Annotated in this window: 16 protein-coding genes; 14 read left to right on the top strand and 2 right to left on the bottom strand. The window is 73.0% G+C overall.

Annotated elements, in window-relative coordinates; translation table 11 throughout:
- The first annotated feature begins 10 nt into the window (after positions 1 to 10).
- From ribH to ACQPZA_RS19440, 4 genes are all read left to right on the top strand, one after another.
- Positions 11 to 493 (top strand): 6,7-dimethyl-8-ribityllumazine synthase, encoded by a 483-nt coding sequence (gene ribH, locus ACQPZA_RS19455; RefSeq protein ID WP_433272469.1) that lies wholly within the window; start codon positions 11 to 13, stop codon positions 491 to 493.
- A gap of 80 nt (positions 494 to 573) precedes the next feature.
- Positions 574 to 999 carry a PH domain-containing protein gene (locus ACQPZA_RS19450; protein WP_169397563.1) on the top strand — a complete coding sequence of 142 codons (426 nt, stop codon included), beginning with the start codon at positions 574 to 576 and terminating at the stop codon, positions 997 to 999.
- Between the two features lie 63 nt (positions 1,000 to 1,062).
- On the top strand, positions 1,063 to 2,094 hold the full coding sequence (locus ACQPZA_RS19445; protein ID WP_169397531.1) for a dihydroorotate dehydrogenase: 1,032 nt from the start codon (positions 1,063 to 1,065) through the stop codon (positions 2,092 to 2,094).
- 174 nt (positions 2,095 to 2,268) lie between these two features.
- Positions 2,269 to 2,988 (top strand): HAD-IA family hydrolase, encoded by a 720-nt coding sequence (locus ACQPZA_RS19440; protein ID WP_433272467.1) that lies wholly within the window; start codon positions 2,269 to 2,271, stop codon positions 2,986 to 2,988.
- 181 nt (positions 2,989 to 3,169) lie between these two features.
- On the opposite strand, the gene ACQPZA_RS19435 is transcribed toward ACQPZA_RS19440, so the two are convergent.
- Positions 3,170 to 3,898, bottom strand: coding sequence for a DUF2786 domain-containing protein (locus ACQPZA_RS19435; RefSeq protein WP_433272464.1), 729 nt, complete (start codon positions 3,896 to 3,898; stop codon positions 3,170 to 3,172).
- Between the two features lie 150 nt (positions 3,899 to 4,048).
- Between ACQPZA_RS19435 and uvrC the strand changes: the two genes are divergently transcribed.
- The 10 genes from uvrC (at position 4,049) to ACQPZA_RS19385 (ending at position 14,266) form a co-directional block, all read left to right on the top strand.
- Positions 4,049 to 6,256 (top strand): excinuclease ABC subunit UvrC, encoded by a 2,208-nt coding sequence (uvrC, locus tag ACQPZA_RS19430; protein WP_433272462.1) that lies wholly within the window; start codon positions 4,049 to 4,051, stop codon positions 6,254 to 6,256.
- Positions 6,253 to 7,143 carry an RNase adapter RapZ gene (gene rapZ / locus ACQPZA_RS19425; protein ID WP_169399852.1) on the top strand — a complete coding sequence of 297 codons (891 nt, stop codon included), beginning with the start codon at positions 6,253 to 6,255 and terminating at the stop codon, positions 7,141 to 7,143. Before uvrC ends, rapZ begins: the two co-directional genes overlap by 4 nt.
- A gap of 41 nt (positions 7,144 to 7,184) precedes the next feature.
- A complete protein-coding gene (locus ACQPZA_RS19420; protein WP_433282883.1) occupies positions 7,185 to 8,243 on the top strand; it encodes a gluconeogenesis factor YvcK family protein in 1,059 nt (352 codons plus the stop codon).
- A 43-nt stretch (positions 8,244 to 8,286) separates the two neighbouring features.
- The gene (gene whiA, locus ACQPZA_RS19415; protein ID WP_169399850.1) at positions 8,287 to 9,270 is read left to right on the top strand and encodes a DNA-binding protein WhiA; all 984 of its coding nucleotides are present in this window, start codon (positions 8,287 to 8,289) and stop codon (positions 9,268 to 9,270) included.
- A gap of 84 nt (positions 9,271 to 9,354) precedes the next feature.
- Positions 9,355 to 10,344 (top strand): alpha/beta fold hydrolase, encoded by a 990-nt coding sequence (locus tag ACQPZA_RS19410; protein WP_433282881.1) that lies wholly within the window; start codon positions 9,355 to 9,357, stop codon positions 10,342 to 10,344.
- 68 nt (positions 10,345 to 10,412) lie between these two features.
- Positions 10,413 to 11,429 carry a type I glyceraldehyde-3-phosphate dehydrogenase gene (gene gap, locus ACQPZA_RS19405; protein ID WP_433272459.1) on the top strand — a complete coding sequence of 339 codons (1,017 nt, stop codon included), beginning with the start codon at positions 10,413 to 10,415 and terminating at the stop codon, positions 11,427 to 11,429.
- Positions 11,426 to 12,631 carry a phosphoglycerate kinase gene (locus ACQPZA_RS19400; RefSeq protein ID WP_433272457.1) on the top strand — a complete coding sequence of 402 codons (1,206 nt, stop codon included), beginning with the start codon at positions 11,426 to 11,428 and terminating at the stop codon, positions 12,629 to 12,631. The genes gap and ACQPZA_RS19400 overlap by 4 nt, the downstream gene beginning before the upstream one ends.
- The gene (gene tpiA / locus ACQPZA_RS19395; RefSeq protein WP_433272455.1) at positions 12,632 to 13,456 is read left to right on the top strand and encodes a triose-phosphate isomerase; all 825 of its coding nucleotides are present in this window, start codon (positions 12,632 to 12,634) and stop codon (positions 13,454 to 13,456) included.
- A gap of 219 nt (positions 13,457 to 13,675) precedes the next feature.
- Positions 13,676 to 13,912, top strand: a complete 237-nt coding sequence (gene secG, locus ACQPZA_RS19390) for a preprotein translocase subunit SecG (protein ID WP_169399846.1) — start codon at positions 13,676 to 13,678, stop codon at positions 13,910 to 13,912.
- 12 nt (positions 13,913 to 13,924) lie between these two features.
- The gene (locus ACQPZA_RS19385; RefSeq protein WP_169399845.1) at positions 13,925 to 14,266 is read left to right on the top strand and encodes an RNA polymerase-binding protein RbpA; all 342 of its coding nucleotides are present in this window, start codon (positions 13,925 to 13,927) and stop codon (positions 14,264 to 14,266) included.
- Between the two features lie 31 nt (positions 14,267 to 14,297).
- On the opposite strand, the gene ACQPZA_RS19380 is transcribed toward ACQPZA_RS19385, so the two are convergent.
- Positions 14,298 to 14,906 carry a hypothetical protein gene (locus tag ACQPZA_RS19380; RefSeq protein WP_433272452.1) on the bottom strand — a complete coding sequence of 203 codons (609 nt, stop codon included), beginning with the start codon at positions 14,904 to 14,906 and terminating at the stop codon, positions 14,298 to 14,300.

Here is a 14,906-nt window from a genome sequence, read left to right as displayed (position 1 = left end):
CGGACAGCAGATGAGCGGCGAGGGACGGCCGATCGTCCAGGACATCCCGGACGCCGGCCGGTTGCGCCTGGCCGTGGCCGCGGCCAGCTGGCACGCCGACATCGTGGACACCATGGTGGAACGCGCCCTGGAGATCGCCGCGAAGGCTGGTGTGGACAGGCCGACCCTGGTGCGGGTGCCCGGCACCGTCGAACTCCCGGTGGTGTGCCAGGAGCTCGCCACGGGCCACGACGCGGTGGTGGCCCTCGGCGTGGTGATCAGGGGTGGCACGCCGCACTTCGAGTACGTCTGCGACGCCGTGACCGCCGGGCTCACGCGCGTGTCGCTGGACGAGCGCACGCCGGTGGGCAACGGCGTGCTCACCTGTGAGACGCTGGCCCAGGCGGTGGACCGTTCCGGCGCTCCCGGCTCGGCGGAGGACAAGGGCGCGGAGGCCTGCCTCGCGGCGCTCCACACCGCACTGGCACTGCGTGACCTGCGGAGGAGTTCGTGACTCAACCCGGCAGCGGCGAGGCCGCCCGGACCGGTCTCGGGGAGGCCGCCCCCGGCGGGCCCGTCGATCGGCCCGAGCCGCTGGTGCTGCGGCCGCGCAAGGTGCTGATCGCCGCGTGGGTGGGCGCCGTGGCGGTGGTGGTGTTGTTCGTCGTGGTGGGCGTGCTGCTGCGCACCACCGAGACCGGCGTGTACTTCCGCTTCGCCGATCAGGTGGCGCTCGTGCTGCTGGGCCTGATGGTGGCCGGTGGCGTGCTCCTGCTCGCGCTGCCCCGGGTGCGGGCCGACGCCGAGGGCGTGGAGGTGCGCAACCTCCTCACCAGCCGGCGCGTGCCGTGGGAGCTCGTGCGGCGCGTGGCGTTCCCGGACGGGGCGTCCTGGGCCCGGCTCGACCTGCCCGACGACGAGTACCTGCCGGTGCTGGCCATCCAGGCCGTGGACGGCTTCCGCGCCGTGGACGCCATCGGGAAGCTCCGCGCGCTGCACGCCGCCGCCCGCACCTCCTGAGCCGTCGCGGCCGATCGACGGCGGGCGACGGCCCGGTCGCTGCTCGCACGTACCATCGGTGCCGTGCTGCGTGCCCGTGATCAGGTCGGCCGGGATCCGTCCGGCGAAGAGAGTGTCCGCCTCGGCGACATCGTGCTCCGCAACCGGCTGGTCACGTCGTCGAGCCTGCTGGGATACGGGGTGTCGAACTCCGCGCTCGTGCCGTACGGCATGAGCCCGGTGTCGCTGTTCGTGCCGCTGGCCGAGTTCGGGGCCGTGACCACCAGGACGTTGACCGTGGAGCCCCGCGAGGGCCACTTCACCACGCGGGACGACTACGCCCTCAGCGAGCTGCCCGGCCTGCTCAAGCGGTACCGCACCGTGCTGCGCGGCACCGACGGCGGCTGGCTCAACGCGTTCGGGTGGTGCAACGTCGGCATCGACGCCTACCTGCGCGACTACTACCCGCGTACCCGCGACCAGCGCGTGATCATCTCGCTCGGTGGCTTCTCCGCCGAGGAGTTCGTGACCCTCGTGGACCGGGTGAACGCCGCCGTGCCGCCCGGTGACATCGCCGCGGTCGAGTTCAACGTCTCCTGCCACAACGTCAACTTCGACTTCTCCACGATCCTGCAGGACGTGCTCGACGAGGCGGTGCCCCGCAGCAACCACCCGGTGATCCTGAAGCTGTCGCCCGACTACGACTACCTGCGCAACGCGGAACAGGCCGCGAAGGCGGGGGTGTCGGCGCTGACCGCGATCAACACGGTGAAGGCGCTGCGCCTGGACCCGCGCACGGGCACGCCGTGGCTCGCCAACCGCTACGGGGGCCTCTCCGGACGGGCGATCAAGCCGATCGGACTGCGGGTGGTGAGCGAGCTCCGGGAGGCCGGGGTGACCCTGCCGATCATCGCGACGGGCGGGATCCGCACGGTGGACGACTGCCGGGAGTACTTCTGGGCGGGCGCCGACGCCGTGAGTCTCGGGAGCGCGACATGGTTGGCGAGCTACCCCGGATACGCGCTCGCGCCCCTGCGCGCGCTGCACGTTCGGCGCGTTCTGAACGCCGTTCGGCGCTACGGAACGCTTCCGCTTCGCTCCGCTCCGTCGCACTGAGCAACGATCTTCATCCGTACGGCCCGGGTGGTACGCCGGAGGGTGGCCCGGGTGAGCGACGAGTGGAAGCACGACACGGCGCGATGAACACGGCACGATGAGACCCGGCACGATGAAACCCGGCACGACCCACAGACCCCGCCGCGACGAGCAGGGCACGACGGACGGGGCACGATGAGCACGGTGGAGGGCGCGAGCCAGCTGGACCGCATGCTGCGGGTGCCGGATCGCCGGCCTCGTGTGGTGCTCTTCGACGTGTTCGAGACGATGCTGCAGGTGTCGGCGCTGCGCTCGCGCTTCGTGGACGTGGGACGGCCCGACCACGAGTGGGAGCTGTTCTACACCCGGACGCTGCGGGACGGGATGGCCCTCACGCTCGCCGGCGCGGTGCGCCCGTTCGCCGAGGTGGCGAGGGCGGCGCTGCGCACCACCGCGCAGCACACCCTGTCGGAGGAGGCGCTCGACCACGTGCTGGCCGGCTTCGCGGAGCTGCCGCCGTACCCGGACGTGGAGCCGGCGCTGCGGGCGCTCGCGCGGGCCCGGATCCCCGCCTACGCGTTCACCCAGGGCGGCGCCGAGGTGGCCTCCGACGCGCTCGACCGGGCCGGGCTGCGCACCTACCTGCGTGGAGTGCTCTCCACCGAGGAGATCCGCTCCTTCAAGCCGCCCGCCCGCGTGTACAACTGGGCCTGCCAGCAGGTGGACGCCATGGGGGACCGTGTGGCACTGGTGGCCGTGCACTCCTGGGACGTGCACGGTGCCGTGCGGGCCGGGCTGATCGGCGGCTTCGCCACCCGGCTCGAAGGCGCGGTGCCCGACGTGGTGGCGCGCCCGCACGTGGTGGGCGAGGACCTCGAGCTGGTGGTGGACCGCCTCATCGCCCTGCCCGCCTGACCCGCGGGCGCCCATCTCAGCGCGCTCCGGTAGGAGCGCGCTGAACAACTCGGCCCTACTGCGCGGCGCCCAGGCGGCGCCCTCGCGGCGTTGTCGTCGGGCCCGATACAACAGCGGTATCGGCCCCTCCTCCGCCTGGCGATGCCACCACCTGGACACCGCTCGCTACGGGCGGAGTTGTTCAGCACCCTCCTAGCGCCGAGCGTTGTGGGGAACCGAGGCCGCCGCCGTGGCCGAGGTCGGCCCGCTCGCCCGCCATGGCGCCGGCCGCGAAGCCCGAACCGGACAGCACGGCGCGCCGGGCCGTGGCCAGCCGCGGGAAGGCGGCGGCGTAGGCGCGGTCGACCTGTTCGCGGCGATCGGCCAGCACCAGCGCGACGGACGGGCCGCCGGTGGCGGTGGCGGGCGCATCCGTGGCGGCGCGTTCCTCGGCGGTGCTGAGCCTGCGGTGGACCTCCACGGCGAAGCCGTGCAGCCACGAGCGGCGGTAGGCGGCCACGGACTCACCGGGCCGGGCCGGGCGCACCCGGACCAGCTGGGTGGTGGCCTGCAGCTGCAGCGACGTGTAGAGCAGCTCGGCGCGTTGCCGGTCCGAGGTGTGACCGAACACCGTGACCGCGGCGACCTTGCCGCCCCGCGCCCCGTGCAGGACCCACCGGCAGCCGAGCGCCGCCGCGGTCCAGCCGAGCAGCCTGGCCTTGCCCGCGCTGTAGGGATCCTGCATCTCGATGCGCTGCGGCCCGATCCGGTCGCTGCCGGGCCGGGCGGCGGCGAGCAGCGCGGCGTCGACGCCGTGGCGGGCCATCAGCTCGATCGCCTTGGCCGTGTACGTCTCGGCCTCGGCGCCGGTGGCGGCGCGCTCCGCCTTGGCGAGCAGCTTGCGGATCGTGTCGAGCTTGTCGAGCCCCATCGGATCCCCTCGTCGGTTCGAACGCGCGTTCGCATCGCCGGCAAGTCCTATCACGGCGGGCCGACAGTTCCGTGTACACCACACCCGTGACGCGCCGAGGGGGCGGTCCGCTCACGGCGTGTCGGAGGCCGGTCCTACCCTGGTGAGGCCATGGCTGATCCCGCCACCTACCGTCCGGCCCCCGGGTCCATCCCGGAGGCCCCCGGGGTGTACCGCTTCTCCGACCAGCACGGCCGGGTCATCTACGTGGGCAAGGCGAAGAGCCTGCGCCAGCGCCTCAACTCGTACTTCGCCGACATCTCCGGCCTGCACCCGCGCACGCGCCAGATGGTCACCTCGGCGGCGCACGTGCAGTGGACGGTGGTCGCCACCGAGGTCGAGGCGCTGCAGCTCGAGTACAACTGGATCAAGGAGTTCGACCCGCGGTTCAACGTCCGCTACCGCGACGACAAGACCTACCCGGTGCTCGCGGTCACGATGCACGAGGAGTTCCCCCGGCTGTCGGTCTACCGGGGGCCGCGCCGCAAGGGCGTGCGCTACTTCGGCCCGTTCGCGCACGCCTGGGCGATCCGCGAGACCCTCGACATGCTGCTGCGGGTGTTCCCGGCCCGCACGTGCAGCGCCGGGGTGTTCAAGCGCCACGGCCAGATCGGGCGCCCGTGCCTGCTCGGCTACATCGACAAGTGCTCGGCGCCGTGCGTCGGGCGCGTCGACGCCCAGGAGCACCGCGACATCGTCGAGGACTTCTGCGACTTCCTCTCCGGGCGCACCGACCACCTGGTCCGGCAGCTCGAGCGCAAGATGGCCGAGGCGTCCGCCGAGCTCGAGTTCGAGCGCGCCGCCCGGCTGCGCGACGACATCGGCGCGCTGCGCCGCGCGATGGAACGCCAGGCCGTGGTGCTGGGCGACGGCACCGACGCCGACGTCGTGGCGTTCGCCGAGGACGAGCTCGAGGCGGCCGTCCAGGTCTTCCACGTGCGCGGCGGCCGGGTCCGCGGCCAGCGCGGCTGGGTGGTCGACAAGGTCGAACCCACCGACACCGCGCAGCTCGTGGAGCGGTTCCTCACCCAGTTCTACGGCGAGCAGGCGGCGCTGGCGGGCTCCGCCGACGACGCCCACCAGCCCGTCCCGAAGGAGATCCTCGTCCCGGAGCTCCCGGCCGAGCTCGACACGCTCGTCCACTGGCTCTCGGGGCTGCGCGGTTCGCGGGTGCAGGTGCGCGTGCCGCAGCGCGGCGACAAACGCGCGCTCGCCGAGACCGTGGCCCGCAACGCGGCCGAGGCGTTCACCCAGCACAAGCTCCGCCGGGCGGGCGACCTCACGGCGCGGTCGGCGGCGCTGCAGGAGATCCAGGACGCACTCGGGCTCGACACCGCGCCACTGCGCATCGAGTGCGTCGACGTCAGCCACGTCCAGGGCAGCAACGTCGTCGCGTCGCTCGTGGTGTTCGAGGACGGGCTCGCGCGCAAGTCGGACTACCGGCGGTTCGAGATCCGCGGGGGCGCGGAGGGTGGGGACGTCGCCGCCATCTCCGAGGTGGTCCGGCGCAGGTTCCGGCGCCACCTCGCCGAGAGCGGAACCGAGAGCGGAACCGAGAACGGGACGGGCGCCGCGGGGGGTAACGCGGCACAAGATCAGGTCGAAGCCCCCGATATCGCCTCCCCGACCGGCATCCCCGCCCCGGCCTCCCCGGCGCGTCCCGGTATCGACCCCGACACCGGACGCCCGCGGCGGTTCGCCTATCCGCCCAACCTCCTGGTGGTCGACGGTGGCCAGCCCCAGGTCGAGGCGGCCGCCGACGTGCTCGCCGACCTCGGCGTCACCGACGTCGCGATCTGCGGGCTGGCCAAGCGCCTCGAGGAGGTGTGGTTGCCCGCCGAGCCCGACCCGGTGATCATGTCGCGCACCAGCGAGGGTCTGTACCTGCTGCAGCGGGTGCGCGACGAGGCCCACCGCTTCGCCATCACCTACCACCGGCAGCGGCGCTCCAAGAGTATGATCAACTCCGAGCTCGACGCGATCCCCGGGCTGGGCCCCACGCGCCGCGCCGCGCTGCTGAAGCACTTCGGGTCGTTGCGCAAGCTCAAGGCGGCCGATGCCGACGACATCGCGGCGCTTCCCGGCTTCGGGCAGCGCACCGCGGCGGCCGTCCTGGCTGCGCTGCACGCCGCTGACCCGGCCGATCCGTCCGGCCGTCCCGAGCCGGCCGACCCCGCCGGCCCGGCAGACCGGCGCGAACCGACCGCTGTGGCGGGTCCGGCCGACCGGCACGAGCCGGCCGACCGGTCCGGCCCGGCCGACCGGCACGAGCCGGGCGACGTGGCGGACCGAACCGAGGCGGAGGTGCCGGCGTCGTGACGTCGACCGTGCAGACGGAGCGGGCCGGCATCGAGGTGGCGCTGGTCAGCGGCCTCTCCGGAGCGGGCCGCAGCACCGCGGCGAAGGTGCTGGAGGACCTCGGCTGGTTCGTGGTCGACAACCTGCCGCCCGAGCTGATCGCCACGATGGTCGACCTCGGCGCCCGCGCCCGCGGTGAGATCACCCGCATCGCCGTGGTGATGGACGTCCGCAGCCGGGCGTTCTCCGCCGACCTCGGCGCGGTGATCAAGGACCTGGACGCGCGCGGCTACAAGCCGCGGCTGCTGTTCCTGGAGGCCTCCGACGCGGTGCTGGTGCGCCGGTTCGAGCAGGTGCGGCGCAGTCACCCGCTGCAGGGCGACGGCAGGCTCGTCGACGGCATCGCCGCAGAGCGGGAGCTGCTGCGCCCCCTGCGGGAGAACGCCGACCTGGTCGTCGACACCTCCGCGGTGGCCGTCCCACAGCTGCGCGCCACCCTCGAACGTGCGTTCGGCACGGAGTCTGCGCAGGTCACGCGTGTCACGTTAGTGTCATTCGGCTACAAGTACGGTCTGCCGATGGACTCGGACCTGGTTGTGGACGTCCGTTTCCTGCCCAACCCGTTCTGGATCCCGGAGCTGCGCGACCAGACCGGCCGCGACGAGCCGGTCCGCGACTACGTGCTGAGCCAGGACGGCGCCGACGAGTTCATCACCCGCTACCTCGAGCTGCTGGGCCTCGTCGGGGCCGGCTACCGCCGCGAGGGCAAGCGCTACCTGACGGTGTCGATCGGCTGCACCGGCGGCAAGCACCGCAGTGTCGCGATCAGCGAGGAGATCGCCCGCAGGCTCGACGGCGCCGAGGGTGTCACCGTCAACGTCGCGCACCGCGACCTGGGGCGCGAGTGAGCACCGCGTCGACCCCCGCGTCGATCATCGGGACCGGGTCGATCACCGGGGCCGGCACCGCCGGTCCGGCTGCCGTGGCCCTCGGCGGGGGTCACGGCCTGCACGCCACCCTGTCGGCCTTGCGGCTCCTGGCCGGCAGCGGCACGCTCGCCGACCGCGTGACGGCCGTGGTCACCGTGGCCGACGACGGCGGTTCCTCCGGCCGGCTCCGCCGCGAGCTGGGCGTGCTGCCGCCCGGTGACCTGCGCATGGCGCTGGCCGCCCTGGCGGCCGACGGGCCGGCCGGGCGCCGGTGGGGGGCGCTCGTGCAGCACCGCTTCGGCGGCACCGGTGCACTGGCCGGGCACGCCGTGGGCAACCTGCTGCTCGCGGGTCTCATGGAGGTGCTGGGCGACCCGGTGGCCGCGCTCGACGAGGTGGGCGCCCTGCTCGGGCTGCGGGGACGGGTGCTGCCCATGAGCTGCGACCCGCTGGACATCGAGGCGGAGGTCACGGGGCTCGGTGAGCAGCCGGCCCAGGCGCACCGCATCCGCGGCCAGGTGGCCGTCGCGTCCACTCCGGGCCGGGTCCGCCAGGTCTGGTTGAGGCCGGAGCGGCCGCGGGCGTGTGCGGAGGCGGTCGAGGCCGTCCGCACCGCTGACGTGCTGCTGCTCGGGCCGGGCTCCTGGTTCACCAGCGTGCTGCCGCACCTGCTGGTGCCCGAGCTCCGGGACGCGATCATCTCCAGCCGCGCCCGGCGGGTCATCGTGCTCAACCTCGCGCCGGAGCCGGGGGAGACCGCCGGGTTCTCACCGGAGCAGCACCTGGCCGTACTCTCCCAGCACGCCCCGGAGCTGCGGGTCGACGCGGTCGTGGCCGACGTCGCCGCGGTGCCGGTGCCCGACCGGTTGCACCGCGCGGCGGCGGTGATGCTCTCCCCGGGCGGGCGGGTCCACCTGGCCCCGGTCGCCGCCGCTGATCCGGCGGTGCCACGCCACGACCCCGTGGCGCTCGCATCCGCGCTCGGAGCCGTCCTGGCCGAGATCGGGTCGCAACCGGGCTCGCCCGATGCGGTGCGCGTGCCGTCGGCACCGGGCGCCGCCGAAAGGAGGAGAACGTGAACGTGGCCTGCGCTCCCGTGTCCCATCCCGCCAGGAGGTTCCGATGGCGATGACCGCATCGGTCAAGGACGAGCTGAGCCGGCTCGTCGTCACGAAGCCGTGCTGCCGCCGCTCCGAGGTGGCCGCGCTGCTGAGGTTCGCCGGTGGCCTCCACATCGTCGGCGGCCGGGTCGTCGTCGAGGCGGAGGTCGACACCGGTTCGGTCGCGCGCAGGCTGCGCCGGGAGATCCACGAGCTGTACGGGCACACCTGCGAGGCCCACGTGATCACCGCGGGCGGCCTGCGCCGGGGCGCCCGCTACGTGCTGCGGGTGGTGCGCGACGGGGAGGGCCTGGCGCGCCAGACGGGCCTGCTCGACGCCCGCGGCCGTCCGGTACGGGGGCTGCCGCCGCCCGTCGTCTCCGGTGGTCTCTGTGATGCGGAGGCCGCGTGGCGGGGGGCGTTCCTCGCGCACGGCTCGCTCACCGAGCCGGGGCGCAGCTCCGCGCTCGAGGTCACCTGCCCCGGGCAGGAGGCGGCGATGGCGCTGGTGGGCGCCGCCCGTCGGCTCGGCGTCACCGCGAAGTGGCGGGAGGTCCGTGGCGCCGACCGGGTGGTGGTCCGGGACGGCGACGCGATCGGCGCGCTGCTCACGCGGATGGGCGCGCACGAGAGCGTGATGGCGTGGGAGGAGCGGCGGATGCGCCGCGAGGTCCGCGCCACCGCCAACCGGCTCGCCAACTTCGACGACGCCAACCTGCGCCGCTCGGCCCGGGCCGCGGTCGCGGCTGCCGCCAGGGTGGCGCGGGCGCTGGAGATCCTCGGCGACGACGTGCCGCAGCACCTGCTCGCCGCAGGCCGGCTGCGGGCCGAGCACACGCAGGCGTCGCTGGAGGAGCTCGGTCAGCTGGCCGAGCCGCCGATGACGAAGGACGCGGTGGCCGGCCGCATCCGCAGGCTCCTCCACATGGCCGACAAGCGCGCTGCCGACCTGGGCATCCCCGACACCGAGTCGGCCGTCACCGCGGACATGCTGGAAGAGGCCTGACAGCCCGCACCTATTGCGAACGCTGTTCGCGGTACTTTACCCTCCTCTGGACACAGTGTTCGCAGAGGAGGTGGCGACGTGGCGATGTTCGCGCGCAACGGCGGCGTCGAGATCGCGTACGAGGATCTCGGCGGCGCGGGGGGCGACCCGTTGCTGCTGGTCATGGGGCTCGGAGCCTCCCGGTTCTGGTGGCCGCCCGGCTTCGCCGACGCGCTGGTGGGGGCGGGTTTCCACGTCGTGGCCTACGACCACCGTGACGCGGGGGAGTCCAGCAGGCTGCCGGAGACCTCGGTCCGCAACCCGTTCGTGGCGCTGGCCGGTGGCGGGCGCCCGGTCTACTCGTCGGAGGACATGACCGACGACGCCGTCGCGGTGCTGGACGCCCTCGGCTGGGACTCCGCGCACCTGTTCGGCCACTCGATGGGGGGCATGCTGGCGCAGCGCATCGCCCTGCGCCATCCCGGCCGGGTCCGCAGCCTCACGAGTTCGGGTGCGATCCCGAGCGACGCGAGCCGGCTGCAGCTGCTGCGGTACGTGCGGTTCGGTGTCGCGGTCCGCCTGGCCCGGATGCGGTTCCCCGAGGGGCACGACGGGGACGTCGCTGCCGGGGTGGCGATGGCCAGGATGCTCGCCTCGCCCGGCTACCCCTTCGACGAGCCGGCCGCGCGGGCGATGGCGGAACGCGAACTCGTGGCCTGCGGGCCCGGCGGGGTCCGCGACAGCCGTGCGAAGAGCCGGCAGCTGGGGGTGACGTGGAGTGGCGGCCGGCTGACCGACCTGGATGTCCCCGCCCTCGTGCTGCACGGCACGGACGACCAGATCAGCCGCCTCGCCGCGGGGCGGGCCACCGCGAGGGCGATCCGCGGCGCGACGCTCGTGGTGCTCCCGGGAGTCGGTCACGATCTGCCGAGCGGGGTGTGGCCGCGGGTGGCCCGGGAGGTGCGGGCCGTCGCCGACCGCGCGGAGTCCCGGGTCGACGGCCGAAGTGGTGAATCGATCCAGCCCTGGCCCCGCTCGTGCGGAATTCGGGCGCTACTGTCGGGGAAACGAGGTTCCTCGCCCGGAGGCGGGTGAGTCGGCCTCGATTCCGCGGCACTAGAGTTGTGGCTGGTTGACCAGCCATCGGAGAAGGAGGCGCGCACATGACCGTGCGGGTAGGCGTGAACGGATTCGGTCGGATCGGCCGCAACTTCTGGCGAGCCGTTGACGCACAGCGCGCCGCCGGCACCAGCGACATCGAGATCGTGGCGGTCAACGACATCACCGACAACGCCACGCTGGCGCAGCTGCTCAAGTACGACTCGATCCTGGGCCGGCTGCCCTACGAGGTCACCTCCACCGACGAGGAGATCGTCGTCGACGGCAAGGGCTTCAAGGGCCTCGCCGTGCGCGACCCTGCCGAGCTGCCCTGGAAGGACCTCGGCGTCGACGTCGTGATCGAGTCGACGGGGCTGTTCACGAAGCGCGAGGCGGCGAGCAAGCACGTCGACGCCGGGGCCAAGAAGGTGATCATCTCCGCGCCCGCGACCGGGGAGGACCTCACGGTCGTCATGGGCGTGAACGACGCCGCCTACGACGGCTCGCAGACCATCATCTCCAACGCCTCCTGCACCACCAACTGCCTCGCGCCGCTGGCCAAGGTGATCGACGACGCGTTCGGGATCGAGAAGGGTCTGATGACCACGATCCACGCGTACACGCAGGACCAGAACCTGCAGGACGGCCCGCACAAGGACCTGCGCCGCGCCCGCGCCGCCGCCGTCAACGTCGTGCCGACCTCCACCGGCGCCGCGAAGGCGATCGGCCTGGTGCTGCCGCACCTCAAGGGCAAGCTCGACGGCTACTCCCTGCGCGTCCCGGTGCCCACCGGCTCGATCACCGACCTCACTGTCGACCTGCGCAAGGAGGTCTCGGTCGACGAGGTCAACGCGGCGTACAAGGCCGCTGCGGACAGTGGCCCGCTCGCGGGCTTCCTGCGCTACAGCGACGACCCGATCGTCTCGTCCGACATCGTCACCGACCCGGCGTCCTGCATCTACGACGCGCCCCTTACCAAGGTCATCGGCAACCAGGTCAAGGTCTTCGGCTGGTACGACAACGAGTGGGGCTACTCCAACCGCCTCGTCGACATCACCGGCCTGGTGGCGTCGAAGCTGTGAAGACCCTGGACGACCTCGTCGCGTCGTTGAACGAGGACCTGTTCGGCACCCGGGTGCTCGTTCGTGCCGATCTGAACGTGCCGCTCGACGGCTCGCGGATCACCGACGACGGCCGAATCCGGGCCTCGGTGCCCACGCTCGCGCGGCTGAGCGAGACCGGCACCCGCATCGTCGTGGTCGCTCACCTCGGGCGGCCGAAGGGCGCGCCCGACCCGGCGCTCTCGCTCGGGCCTGTCGCCGAACGGCTCGGCGAGCTCCTCGGCATGCAGGTGCCGCTGGCCGACCTCGGTGACGAGGCCACGTTCACGGTCGACGCGCTCCCGGAGGGCGGCGTCGCGCTGCTGGAGAACATCCGGTTCGACTCGCGCGAGACGTCGAAGAACGACGACGAGCGGGCGTCGCTGGCCCGTGAGCTCGCGGCGCTGGCCGGCCCCGAAGGCGTGTTCGTCTCCGACGGGTTCGGCGTGGTGCACCGCAAGCAGGCGTCGGTGTACGACGTGGCACGCGACCTCCCGGCCTACGCCGGTGATCTGGTGCTCGCCGAGGTCGAGGTGCTGCGCAGGCTCACCGAGACGCCGAAGCGGCCCTATGTGGTGGTGCTCGGGGGTTCGAAGGTCTCCGACAAGCTCGCGGTCATCGAGGCGTTGCTGCCGAAGGTCGACGCGCTGCTCGTGGGGGGCGGGATGTGCTACACGTTCCTGGCCGCCAACGGTTACGGCGTCGGCGACTCGCTCCTGGAGCGCGACCAGATCGGGACGTGCCGCAAGCTCCTCGAGTCGGGCAAGATCGTCCTGCCGACCGACGTGGTGGTGGCCGACGACTTCTCGGCCGAGGCCACCACGCGCACGGTCGCCGTCGATGCCATCCCGGACGGCTGGAAGGGGCTCGACATCGGCCCCGACTCGGTCACCTCGTTCCGTGAGGTGCTCGACGGTGCGTCCACGGTGTTCTGGAACGGCCCGATGGGCGTGTTCGAGCTCGCGCCCTTCGCCGATGGCACCCGAGGGGTGGCGCAGGCGATCGTCGACGCGACGGCGGGTGACGGGGCGTTCAGCGTGGTGGGCGGCGGCGACTCCGCGGCCGCGGTGCGGGCGCTGGGGCTGCCCGAGGACGGGTTCTCCCACATCTCGACCGGCGGCGGCGCGTCGCTGGAGTACCTGGAGGGCAAGTCCCTCCCCGGCCTTGCGGTTCTGGAGCAGTAGATGGCCTCGCCGAGTCGCCCGGGCACCGACGAGCGCCCTGCCCCGCGCAGGCCGTTCATCGCCGGCAACTGGAAGATGAACTGCAACCACCTCGAGGCTCTCGCGCTGGTGCAGAAGCTCGCCTTCGCGCTGCCGGAGAAGTACTACGACAAGGTCGAGGTGGCGGTGCTGCCGCCGTTCACCGACATCCGCAGCGTCCAGACGCTCATCGACGGCGACAAGCTGCTGATGGTGCACGGCGCCCAGGACATCTCGCCGCACGACTCGGGTGCCTACACCGGCGACGTGTCCGGGGCGATGCTCGCGAAGCTCAGCTGCAGCTATGTCGTGGTCGGGCACTCCGAGCGCCGGGAGATCCACGGTGAGGACGACGCGCTCGTCAACGCCAAGGTGCACGCCGCGATCCGCCACGGCATCGTCCCGATCCTGTGCGTGGGAGAGGGGCTCGCGGTCCGCGAGGCGGGGGAGCACGTCGCCCACTGCACGCGGCAGGTCACCGCGGCCCTGGAGAAGGTGCAGAGCCAGCACGCCCAGACACTCGTGATCGCCTACGAGCCGGTGTGGGCGATCGGCACCGGCCGCGTCGCGAGCGCTGCCGACGCCCAGGAGGTCTGCGCGGCCATCCGGGAGGCGGTGGCGGCGAAGTACGGCCAGGCCATCGCGGCGAGCGTGCGGGTGCTGTACGGCGGCTCGGTCAAGGCGAAGAACGTCGGCGAGATCGTGGCCGAACGTGACGTGGACGGTGCGCTGGTGGGCGGCGCGAGCCTGGACGCCGACGAGTTCGCGCAGCTGTGCGCGATCGCCGCGGGCGGCCCGCTGCCGTGACCTCGGCTGCGGGAGCGGCCCGGTCGGTGCCGTGACCTGACCTGACTTGACCTGACCCACGGCAGTCGGTCGGTTGCGGTCGGTGGGCGGTCGGGCGCTCCTGCGAGGTATGTGCCGGGTGTGACCCGGGACGAACTACGGATCGGACCCGGGTACCCTCGGGGTCCGAGAGGTGGGACGCGCCACCACCGGCCGTCCGCCCGACAGAATGAGGATGGGATGCAACTCGCCCTGCAGATCGTACTGATCATCTCCAGCGTGGTGCTGGTGTTGTTGATCCTGCTCCACCGGGGTCGCGGAGGTGGCCTGTCGAGCCTGTTCGGTGGCGGCGTGCAGTCCAGCCTCTCGGGGTCGAGCGTGGTGGAGAAGAACCTCGACCGCCTCACCCTGTTCACGGGCGCGATCTGGGTGATCGCCATCATCGGTACCGGTCTGCTCGTGAAGCTCGGGGTCTGAGGAGGTATGGCCATGGCTGGCGGCAACGCGATCCGGGGCACCCGTGTGGGTGCCGGTCCGATGGGTGAGTCGGAGCGGGGCGAGACCGCGCCGCGTTCGCGTATCTCGTACTTCTGCTCGAACGGGCACATCACCACCCCGTCCTTCGCCTCCGAGGCCGACATCCCGGACTCCTGGGACTGCCCGCGCTGCGGGCTTCCCGCCGGACGGGACGGCGAGAACCCGCCCGCTCCGCCGCGCACGGAGCCGTACAAGACGCACTTGGCCTACGTCAAGGAGCGGCGCAGCGACGCCGACGGGGCCGCGATCCTCGAAGAGGCGCTGGGCAGGCTGCGGGCCTCCCGCGAGCTGTAACAGCCGTCCGCGATCTCGGGGCCTTCCGGTGTCACCGGAGGGCCCCGAGTTGTTCGCGCAACGCCGTCACGAGCTGAGCAGTGGTGGTGCCGGCCGGCACCGCCGAGGCCGAGACGGTGACGAGCCGGTCGCCGCGCACCGCGGCGGCGAACACGCTTCCGCCCTCGAACCGGCACACGAAGCCGCCGCCTGCGGTGGGCACCTCCGAGCGTGACGTCGGTCGGCACGCCGCGGCGGCCGTGTCGAGCGCCGCGTTCGCCGCCGTGTCGCCGGTCGGCGCCACATCGACCGCCACGAAGGCCGGGCCGTCCGCATCGTCGCCTGCGGCGGTGGCGCCGGCAGCCGGCAACCCCGACGTCGGAACACCGGAGGTGGGGGCGCCGGCGGCCGGGTCGTACACGCACCGGGTGTCGCTCGCCGTGGTGGCGTCGGGCGTCCACGTGAGACCTGTGGCGGTGGCCAGCGCCGCGGTGTCGAGCATGCAGGCGGCCGGCGGGTCGGGGGGCGGCGACGGTGGTGCCGCGGACCCGGGCCGGTCCGGGTCGGCTCCGAGCGAGCACCCTCCGAGCAGCGCGGCGCCGGTCAGCGCGCCCGTCAGCATCACCACGGTGCGGGAGATGGTCGCCGCCGACCATCTCAC

Origin of the sequence: Pseudonocardia xinjiangensis, assembly GCF_050948425.1 — a bacterium.
In the GTDB taxonomy this organism is placed as follows: domain Bacteria; phylum Actinomycetota; class Actinomycetes; order Mycobacteriales; family Pseudonocardiaceae; genus Pseudonocardia; species Pseudonocardia xinjiangensis.
This window is presented reverse-complemented; position numbering and strand designations above follow the sequence as displayed.